We start from the raw sequence: 9,119 nt of genomic DNA on the forward strand, positions 1-9,119 counted from the left end.
TACATTGTAAAATTTTAAATAATTCAAAAATATGTTTTTTTTACATTATTTTTTAGTTATCTTTTTGAGACAACCTTTTTTAATATATAAAAATTATTTACTAATAAATTCAAGAAAATCTTTAATTTGTCTGTTTATTATTTCCTTATGTTCATCAGTAAGTGTCAGTACCCCTGTCTGCCAAGCTTCCATAGGTAATATTATACCTGCTCCATTTCCTGGCATAGGATTCATACGTATGTAACTGAACAGGGTTGACAAGTTTTCCCTGACAAATTTTCCTTCGGTAGTACCTGCAGCTGCACTTACTGTAACAGGTTTTTCTGAAATAACCGTAGGAGTTTCCCTGTCAAAAGGCTTTTCAGGACGGGAAAGCCAATCAAGAACATTTTTCAATAGTGCAGGGTATGAACCGTTGTACTCAGGTGAAACTACCCACAATGCGTCAGCTTTTCTTACTTGATTACGTATATCAATCACTTGTTCCGGAGCAGGATATTCAGTATCCTGTTCCAATATTGGCAAATTCCTGTAATTTAGAAATTCTACATTTGCCTCATTTTTTAATATTTCTGCAATATAATCTGCAAGACTCTGATTAAAGGAATTCTTTCTGAATGAACCTACAATCAGTAATATATTTTTTTTATCCATTTCTATTTCCTCCATTTTATTCCAGATTTTTAAATTTTTTAAGAATTTCAATCAGTTTTTTTTTTTCTTCAGAAGTTAAAATGCTGTATACATTTTCTATCTCAGATTTATGCTGGGGTAGTAAATTTTCAAACAATTTCTTTCCTTCTTCAGTCAATCCAACCAGAAATGCACGCTTATCTTCTGGAGATACAGTTTTATACAGCCACCCTCTATTTTCCATATTTTTAATAACAACAGTGATGTTTCCTGAAGTAGAAAGAACTTTTTCAATTAGTTCGCATATCCTCATTTCTCCTTTAGTATAAAGGACATCAAGTACACTGAACTGTGAAGTAGTTATACCTTTTTCTTTAAAGTCTTTTCCAATTTTACTGTTTATTATTTTGACAGCTTTTTGTAACACTATCTGCAGATGAACAGATGAATTTCTTTCCCAATTTGTATTCATAAAAAATTCCCTCCTAATAAATCACTAACTAGTGATAAAATTATAATATCACTAATTAGTAATATTGTCAAGAAAAAATAATAGAATATACAAAAAAATTATATTTATAAATTATTTAGAATTTCACAATGCAAAACAGGAAATGAATTTAGAAAAAGTCAACAACCTGATTTTCAGGTGAATTTTGACTTCTTCTTTATGAATGACTGTTTTGTATAAATGAAATTTTAGTAAATGAATAAATATAATTTTTGAATATCCTATCTATTTATTTCTAATTTCCTTTAAAATATTTTTTGCATTTTCAGAATTTATATGATTTGTTTCCAGAAGTTTTTCAACAACAATGTCTACTTCCTCATTTTCTGCTCCTGCAAAAAGGGCAAGAGATCTAGCTTGTAATTTCATATGCCCCTTTTGAATACCGGTAGAAACCAGTGCCTTCAAGGCGGCAAAATTTTGAGCAAGACCAACAGAAACAATAATTCCTGCAAGAGTTTTCGCATCAGGATTGTTTAAGATATTAAAAGCGGTTTTCACAGTAGGATTTAATCCGATAGAACCTCCAACACTTGCAACAGGCATAGGGAGTGTAAGTTTTCCTCTGAGAATATTGTTTTCTTCATCAAAAGTCCATTCTGTAAGACCACTGTATTTTCCATCCTTTACTGCATAGGCATGGCCACCAGCTTCTATTGCCCGCCAATCGTTTCCGGTGGCAATTACAACAGCATCAATACCGTTAAATATTCCTTTATTATGGGTAGTTGCCCTAAAAATATCCATTTTTGAAAATTTAGATGCCATTTCAATTTTTTTGGCTATGTTAAAAGCCTGAGCTTTATCATTGCTAAAAAGGCTGAAATCAACTTCGCATGTGGAAGTAACAAGTGAATTTACAGCGTAATTAGACAAAATAGCCATAAGTGCTTTTCCACCTGTAATGCTTTCAAGTAGAGGTTTTATTCCTTCCAGCATTGTATTCAGAATATTTGCTCCCATTGCTTCCTTTACATCTGCTGTAAGATATACTACAAGAAAGGAAGTGTCTCCTTCCTTCAATATTTTCACTTCGATATTTTCGGCACCACCACCTCTGGCAACGATTGAAGGGTAAGATTCATTTGCAATTCTTAAAATATCATTTTTATTTTTTAGTATATCTTCCATTGCCTTGTCAAAATCAGGAATATCGTAAAGAGCCACTTCTCCAATCATTTTTCTGTTTTCGATCTTTACAGTAAAGCCACCTGATTTTGAAATAAGCTTTGCGGCATAACTGCAGGCTGCAATAACGGAAGGCTCTTCAGTAACCATTGGAACACTATATTCGATGTCGTTCACTATAAAGTAAGGAGCAATTCCAAGTGGAAGTGCAAAAGTTCCAATATTGTTTTCTGTCATCTGACCGGCAGTATCGCAGGATAAATTTACATTATTTTCTAAAATATCAGAAAATTCAGGAGTTATTATATTATTTTCCTTTAAAATTGCAATACGTTCCAGCCTGTCTTTTTTATGAAATCCAAGCCAGATATTTTTTTGTTTTCCAGTTTTAGGATTTTTCATTGTAAGTCCTTTCGGGAATCTGTTATTTACAGTTTTTCTTATATATTCTTTTATGATTTTCTATTTTTTCCAGTGAAAATAAACTTTCATCAGGTTCAAAACTGCAATTTCCTTCTTCATCAATTATAATTTCTTCAAAGAACATTTTTTCATACTCGGAAACAGATAGTTTTTTTCTATTTTGGAAAGTTTCCAGACGATGACTGTTGATATTTTCCTTAAAGTTTTTAGCCAGAGTACCTGTAAATATTTCACATACAGCACCACTTCCGTAGCTGAAGAAGGCAATATTGTCATCAGGCTTTAAAGTATCGCTGTTTTCAAGAAGTGAAAGCAGACCAAGATAAAGAGAACCTGTATAAATATTTCCAATTCTACGGCTATATGTAATGGAAGTATGGAAGTTCTCAAGAAGAGAGTCCTTAACTTCCCTGTCGAGGTTTTTATCAAAAAGACTGTTTAATCCCTTCAATCCTAATTTAGGAAATGGAAGGTGAAAACAGAAGGCGGTAAAATCTTCAAGTTTTTTGCCGGTTCTTCTACAATATTCAGCCCATGTTGTTTCAAGACATTCAAGATACTGTTTTGTGGAAAAATGCCCATCAACATAAGGGAAAGCAGAATAATTAGGACGCCAGAAATCCATAATATCACGTGTCTGACATACGTTATCATTATTTAGAATTAAAATATTAGGATTCTTTTTTATAAGCATTGCACAGCTTCCGGAACCCTGAGTAGATTCCCCTGAAGTTCCAATTCCATATTTTGCAATATCTGAAGCAATCAGAAGAACATATGAATCAGGATTGTTTTCAATATGTTTTTTGGCAAAATCAAGACCGGCAGTAGCTCCGTAACAGGCTTCCTTAATTTCTATACATCTAGCAAAAGGCTGTATTCCAAGAAGATTATGAATAAAGACAGATGCAGATTTACTCTGGTCTACACCAGTTTCAGTCCCAATAATAACCATATCTATTTTCTTTTTATCTTCTTCAGTTAAAAATTCGTGAGCGGCAGTGGCTCCCAAAGTTACAATATCCTGAGTAACAGGAGAAACACTCATTTCAAGCTGTAGAAGACCTTTTAAAAATTTATTTGCATTTTCATTTCTGGCAACAGCTAAATCCCTAATATCCAGAAAAAATTCCGGAATTGCCAGCCCAAATTTATCTATACCTATGTTCATCTATATTTTCCGCCTTCCTTAATTAAAAAAGTATACTAAAATTGTACACTGTTTATAATTATAGATAAGTGATTTATTTTACTTCATTTTACTACAAAAGAAGGAAAATATCAATTAAAATAAAATAGATTATAGACATATTTTAAAAATTATAAGAAAAATTAAATGATTTATGATATAATGTAAAATAAAAAAATTGAAAGGATAAATTTGAAATAATGAAAAAGTTATTATTAGTTTCGCTGTTATTAGCAAGCTTAAGTTTTGCCGAAGAAACAGTAAATACTAAAAAGACAGGAGAAATGTCTGCCCAGCAGAAGGAAACAAAGAAAGAAGAGCCTAAAGTACAAAGAATAAATTTTCTGGACTATATGGAAAGAGTAAAGGTTAAAGGAGACAAGGAACTTGTAGCCGATTTAAGTAAAAATGTAAAACCTCAGGATGATTTTTATAAATTTGTGAATGAAAACTGGGAAAAAAGAACTGAACTTCCCGCAACAAAACCTTCATGGGGAGCTTTTTCAGAACTTATGGAAAAAAATCAGGATTTTACTAGAAATCTGATTAAGGATTTGAAAAAGAAAAAATATTCACAGCTAAATTCAGACGAGAAGAAAATACTTACACTTTATAATTCCTATTATGATATTAAGAAAAGGGATAAAACAGGATATGCTCCATTGAAAAAAGAACTGGATAGAATAAATGAAATAAAAAATGTAAAGGATTTCCAGAACTATAATATTGAATTAACAAAGGATGGAAAAATGCAGCTATATGGATGGGGTGTAGGAACAGATTTGAACTCATCCAAGCAGAATGCAGTGTATTTATCTAATGCAGGACTGGGACTTTCCAGGGAATATTACCAGAAGGAAACAGAAGAAAATAAAGAAATTCTGGAAGAATATACAAAGTATATTTCAGACCTTTTAGGATATATTGGAGAAAGTAATACACAGGAAAAAGCAGGAAAAATAGTAGAATTTGAAAAAAGTATAGCTAAAACGTTGCTTAAAAATGAAGAAAGAAATGATGTAAAAAACTACAATAATCCCAGAAAAGTATCAGAATTATCTAAAATTGCCAAAAATATTGATTTAGCAGGATATCTGAAAGAAGTAGGAGTAAATACAGAAAGTGTTATAATCACTGAATTGAAATATTACGAAAATATGGATAAGCTGATAACAGATGAGAATATTGAAACAATAAAAGATTATATGAAATTTCATGTTGTAAATTCCGGAACAGCATTGCTGACGAATCAGTTAGGTCAAAGATCATTTGAATTTTATGGAAAATACTTAAATGGTCAGAAGGAAAGAGAAGTTCTGGAAAAAAGAGCATTATATTTTGTTGACGGAAATCTTGGAGAATTAATCGGAAAGGAATATGTAAAAAAACATTTTTCTGAAGAGTCAAAAAAAGAAGCAAAAGAAATGGTTGACTATATAATGAAGGCTTTCCGTAGCAGAGTACAGAGATTGTCATGGATGAGTGAAGAAACTAAAGTGAAGGCACTTGAAAAACTGAGTAAAATGTCAGTGAAAATAGGTTATCCAGATAAATGGGAAGATTACAGTACACTTGTTATAAATGAAAATGATTCCCTGTATGCACAAATGGAAAACATTGGAAAATGGGTATATCAGAGAGACTTAAAAAAGGTTGGAAAACCGGTGGATAAGACAGAATGGTTTATGAATGCGCATGAAATAAATGCCTATTATTCCCCTACGGAAAACGAAATAGTATTCCCGGCAGGAATATTGCAGTTTCCTTTCTTTGACTTGAAAAATTCAGGACCTGGAGTAAATTTTGGAGGAATAGGTGTTGTTATCGGCCATGAACTTACACATGGATTTGATGTATCAGGAGCAAGTTTTGACGGAGATGGAAATGTAAAGGACTGGTGGAATAAGAACGATAAACTGAAATTTGACGAAGTTACGAAAAAACTTTCACAGGAATTTTCAAAATATTCTGTTGCACCTAACATATTTGTAAATGGAGAATTTACGTTAACTGAAAATATAGCTGATCTTGGTGGTGTAAATATAGCTTTTGATGCATTAAGAATGTATCTGAATGATCATCCGGAAAGAAATGTAATAATAGACGGATATAAACAGAATCAGTTGTTCTTCCTGAGTTTTGCAAGAATATGGCATCAGAAGACAACAGAGGAATATTTGAAAAACCTTGTTAAGACAGATTCGCACTCGCCAAGTTATTTCAGGGTAAATGGAACATTGATAAATGTAGACGGTTTCCATAATACATTTAATACTAAAAAGGGAGATAAACTTTACAAGGATTCAAAAGATAGAATAAGAATCTGGTAATATTTTAAAATATTTTTTACAGATAAAAAAGGTTAATATTAAAAAATATATAAATTAAAAGAAAGGACAGTGAAAGAATGAAAAAACTGATATTTTTAGTACTTACTGCAGGAATGATGCTGTATGGAAAAGAAACTGCAAAAACAAATTCCAGTCAGAAAAAATATGATGACAAGTCACTTATTCAGGATTTGAGTAAGACTGACAGACCACAGGATGATTTTTTCAAATATGTAAATGGAAACTGGGATAAAACAACAAAAATACCATCGACAAAAGGAGGATGGGGAGTAACTGATGAATTGATTGAAAAAAATCAGAATTTTCTGAAAGAACTTATAGGAGAAATAAAAAATAAGAAATTGCCTGAAAATTCAGAGGAATATAAGCTTATTACTTTATATAATTCATATTTGAATACTGCCAGAAGGGATAAGGAAGGGATTAATCCGATAAAAGAGGATCTGGCTGCAATTAATGCCATAAAGAACCTTGATGACATCCAGAAGTATACAGTGAAAAAGACAAAGGATGGCTCTAAACTGCTTTATGACTGGTCAGTGGCTACTGATTTAAATGATGCGAGAAATTACGGAATATTCTTAGTTAATCCAAAATTAGGTTTGTCGAGATCATATTATCAGAATGATGAAGAGGAAGATAAGGAAATATTAGATGAATACACAAAATATGTAAATGATATGCTTGGTTATCTTGGTGAAAAAAATACAGAAGAAAAAGCAAAGAAAATAGTTGCATTTGAAAAGGAAATTGCTAAATTTCTTCTTACAGATGAAGAACAGGATGATATAACTAAATACAATAATCCTATGAAAGTAAGTGAAATAGCTAAGAAAATAAAAAATGTTGACATTCAGAAATTTTTAAAAGATGTGGGAGTTAATACAGACAATGTAAATGTGGAAGAACTTAAATATTACGAAAATCTTGATAAAATTATAAATATGTCAAATATAGAAGTTATCAAGGATTATATGAAATTCCAGTTAATATCAGGTTCTGCGGGAATTCTTGATGAAAAAACTTCCAACAGAAGTTTTGAATTTTATGGAAAAGTTTTAAGTGGAAGAAAAGAAAGAGATGCCATTGAAAAAAGGGCATTGGACTTTGTAAGTGAAGAACTTGGAGAAATAGTTGGAAAAGTTTATGTAGAGAAGAATTTCTCAGCAGAAGCTAAAAAAAATACTGAAGAAATGATAAAATACATAAAAATAGCTTTTCAGAATAGAATAAAAAACCTTACTTGGATGAGTGAAGAGACTAAAAAGGCTGCACTTGAAAAATTGAGTAAAATTAACTCAAAAATAGGTTATCCAAATGTATGGCGTGATTTTGGAAGTTTAAAACTTAACCCGGAAGATACACTGTACAGCCAAATTTTAACTATAAAGAAATGGTATTACAGCTATGACCTGAAAAAAGTTGGAAAGCCTGTTGACAAAAATGAATGGGGTATGGATGCACATGAAGTAAATGCATATTATTCTCCTACTGAAAATGAAATAGTATTTCCTGCCGGAATATTGCAGAGACCATTTTACTCTTTTGAATCCCAGCCTGGAGTTAATTTTGGAGGAATAGGGGCTGTAATAGGGCATGAAGCAACACATGGATTTGATGTAAGCGGAGCTTCATATGACGGAGATGGAAATGCAAAAGAATGGTGGCAAAAGGAAGATAAGGATAAATTTGATGCTGCAACGAAAAAGCTTGCTGATCAGTTTTCAAAATATACTGTTGCAAATGGTGTTCATTTGAACGGTGTACTTACATTGACTGAAAATATAGCTGATTTAGGTGGAACAAATATAGCTTATGATGCACTGCAGCTTTATTTGAAGGATCATCCTGAAAAAAATGTAAAATTTGAAGGGTATACACAGGAAGAACTGTTCTTTATGAGTTATGCAAGATCGTGGCGTGAAAAGATAACAGATGAAAGCCTTAAGAACTTAGTAAAATCTGATCCACATTCTCCACCTTATTACCGTGTAAATGGTGTACTGGAAAATATGGATAGTTTCCACGAACTGTTTAAGACTAAAAAAGGTGATAAGCTTTATAAAGAACCAAAAGATAGAATAAAAATATGGTAAAAATTTTAGACTGTTCCCAAATAGAAAAATAGAAATATAAGTTTTTCGACTTTTCTTTTTGGGAAGGTCTTTTTTTATGACCTAAATTCTAACAATTTAAAATGATGTATAATAGTTTTCAGAATCAAATGTAATTAAAACTGAAAGAAAGTATCATGGAGCATTTAAATAGCTTTATTTTAAATCTCAGATTATGGTATAATTAAGATATATTGAAATTATTTATAGGAGAATAAAAGAGGGAGTGAATTTTATGAGAAAGAAAGCTGTTCCCGTGGGGATTGAAGACTTTGAAAGAATAATAAATGAAGATTATTATTATGTAGATAAAACGTTATTAATAGAGGAATTATTAATAAACAGAGCTCCTGTAACCCTTTTTACAAGACCTCGACGATTTGGAAAAACGTTGAATATGTCAATGATTAAATACTTTTTTGATGTAAAAAATAAAGAAGAAAATAAAAAACTTTTTGAAAATTTGAAAATATATAATAGTGAATATATGAGTGAACAGGGTAAATATCCTGTAATTTTCATTTCACTGAAGGATTTGAAAGAAGATACTTGGGAAGAATGTATTGAAAGTATTAAGGATATTATGCATAAAATTTTTAATGAGTACAGCTTTTTAAGAGAAAAATTAAATGTTGTTGAAAAAAGACAATTTGATAAAATTTGGGAAATAACAGGAAATGAGAGAAATTTTAAAACATCACTCCAAGATTTATCAAATTATTTAAATAAATACTACGGAGAAAAAGTAATAATTTTAATTGATGAATATG

7 protein-coding genes are annotated in these 9,119 nt (G+C 31.1%); 3 read left to right on the top strand and 4 right to left on the bottom strand.

What is annotated here, in order from left to right:
- Positions 1–93 precede the first annotated feature (93 nt).
- The 4 genes from HMPREF1984_RS05860 to HMPREF1984_RS05875 form a co-directional block, all read right to left on the bottom strand.
- Positions 94–654, bottom strand: a complete 561-nt coding sequence (locus HMPREF1984_RS05860) for an NADPH-dependent FMN reductase (RefSeq protein ID WP_036099998.1) — start codon at positions 652–654, stop codon at positions 94–96.
- Between the two features lie 16 nt (positions 655–670).
- Positions 671–1,105 (bottom strand): MarR family winged helix-turn-helix transcriptional regulator, encoded by a 435-nt coding sequence (locus HMPREF1984_RS05865; protein ID WP_021767007.1) that lies wholly within the window; start codon positions 1,103–1,105, stop codon positions 671–673.
- A gap of 264 nt (positions 1,106–1,369) precedes the next feature.
- Complete coding sequence (locus HMPREF1984_RS05870; RefSeq protein ID WP_021767008.1) at positions 1,370–2,674, bottom strand: hydroxymethylglutaryl-CoA reductase, degradative; 1,305 nt, start codon at positions 2,672–2,674, stop codon at positions 1,370–1,372.
- Positions 2,675–2,696: 22 nt separating this feature from the next.
- Positions 2,697–3,866: a hydroxymethylglutaryl-CoA synthase gene (locus tag HMPREF1984_RS05875; RefSeq protein WP_021767009.1), complete on the bottom strand. Its 1,170-nt coding sequence runs from the start codon at positions 3,864–3,866 to the stop codon at positions 2,697–2,699.
- 218 nt (positions 3,867–4,084) lie between these two features.
- Here HMPREF1984_RS05875 and HMPREF1984_RS05880 point away from each other — a divergent pair, with 218 nt between their 5' ends.
- From HMPREF1984_RS05880 to HMPREF1984_RS05890, 3 genes are all read left to right on the top strand, one after another.
- Positions 4,085–6,214: a M13 family metallopeptidase gene (locus HMPREF1984_RS05880; protein WP_021767010.1), complete on the top strand. Its 2,130-nt coding sequence runs from the start codon at positions 4,085–4,087 to the stop codon at positions 6,212–6,214.
- A gap of 77 nt (positions 6,215–6,291) precedes the next feature.
- On the top strand, positions 6,292–8,331 hold the full coding sequence (locus HMPREF1984_RS05885; protein ID WP_021767011.1) for a M13 family metallopeptidase: 2,040 nt from the start codon (positions 6,292–6,294) through the stop codon (positions 8,329–8,331).
- A gap of 253 nt (positions 8,332–8,584) precedes the next feature.
- The coding region (locus tag HMPREF1984_RS05890) for an AAA family ATPase (RefSeq protein WP_021767012.1) at positions 8,585–9,119 on the top strand (535 nt) is incomplete at its 3' end.

It is taken from the genome of Leptotrichia sp. oral taxon 215 str. W9775 (genome assembly GCF_000469505.1).
Taxonomy (GTDB): Bacteria; Fusobacteriota; Fusobacteriia; order Fusobacteriales; family Leptotrichiaceae; genus Leptotrichia_A.

What these genes read in the sequence shown, in the direction of transcription:
- HMPREF1984_RS05865 (WP_021767007.1), bottom strand. Translation starts at nt 1,105, where the DNA reads ATGAATACAAATTGGGAAAGAAATTCATCTGTTCATCTGCAGATAGTG.
- HMPREF1984_RS05860 (WP_036099998.1), bottom strand. Translation starts at nt 654, where the DNA reads ATGGATAAAAAAAATATATTACTGATTGTAGGTTCATTCAGAAAGAAT.
- HMPREF1984_RS05875 (WP_021767009.1), bottom strand. Translation starts at nt 3,866, where the DNA reads ATGAACATAGGTATAGATAAATTTGGGCTGGCAATTCCGGAATTTTTT.
- HMPREF1984_RS05880 (WP_021767010.1), top strand. Translation starts at nt 4,085, where the DNA reads ATGAAAAAGTTATTATTAGTTTCGCTGTTATTAGCAAGCTTAAGTTTT.
- HMPREF1984_RS05870 (WP_021767008.1), bottom strand. Translation starts at nt 2,674, where the DNA reads ATGAAAAATCCTAAAACTGGAAAACAAAAAAATATCTGGCTTGGATTT.
- HMPREF1984_RS05885 (WP_021767011.1), top strand. Translation starts at nt 6,292, where the DNA reads ATGAAAAAACTGATATTTTTAGTACTTACTGCAGGAATGATGCTGTAT.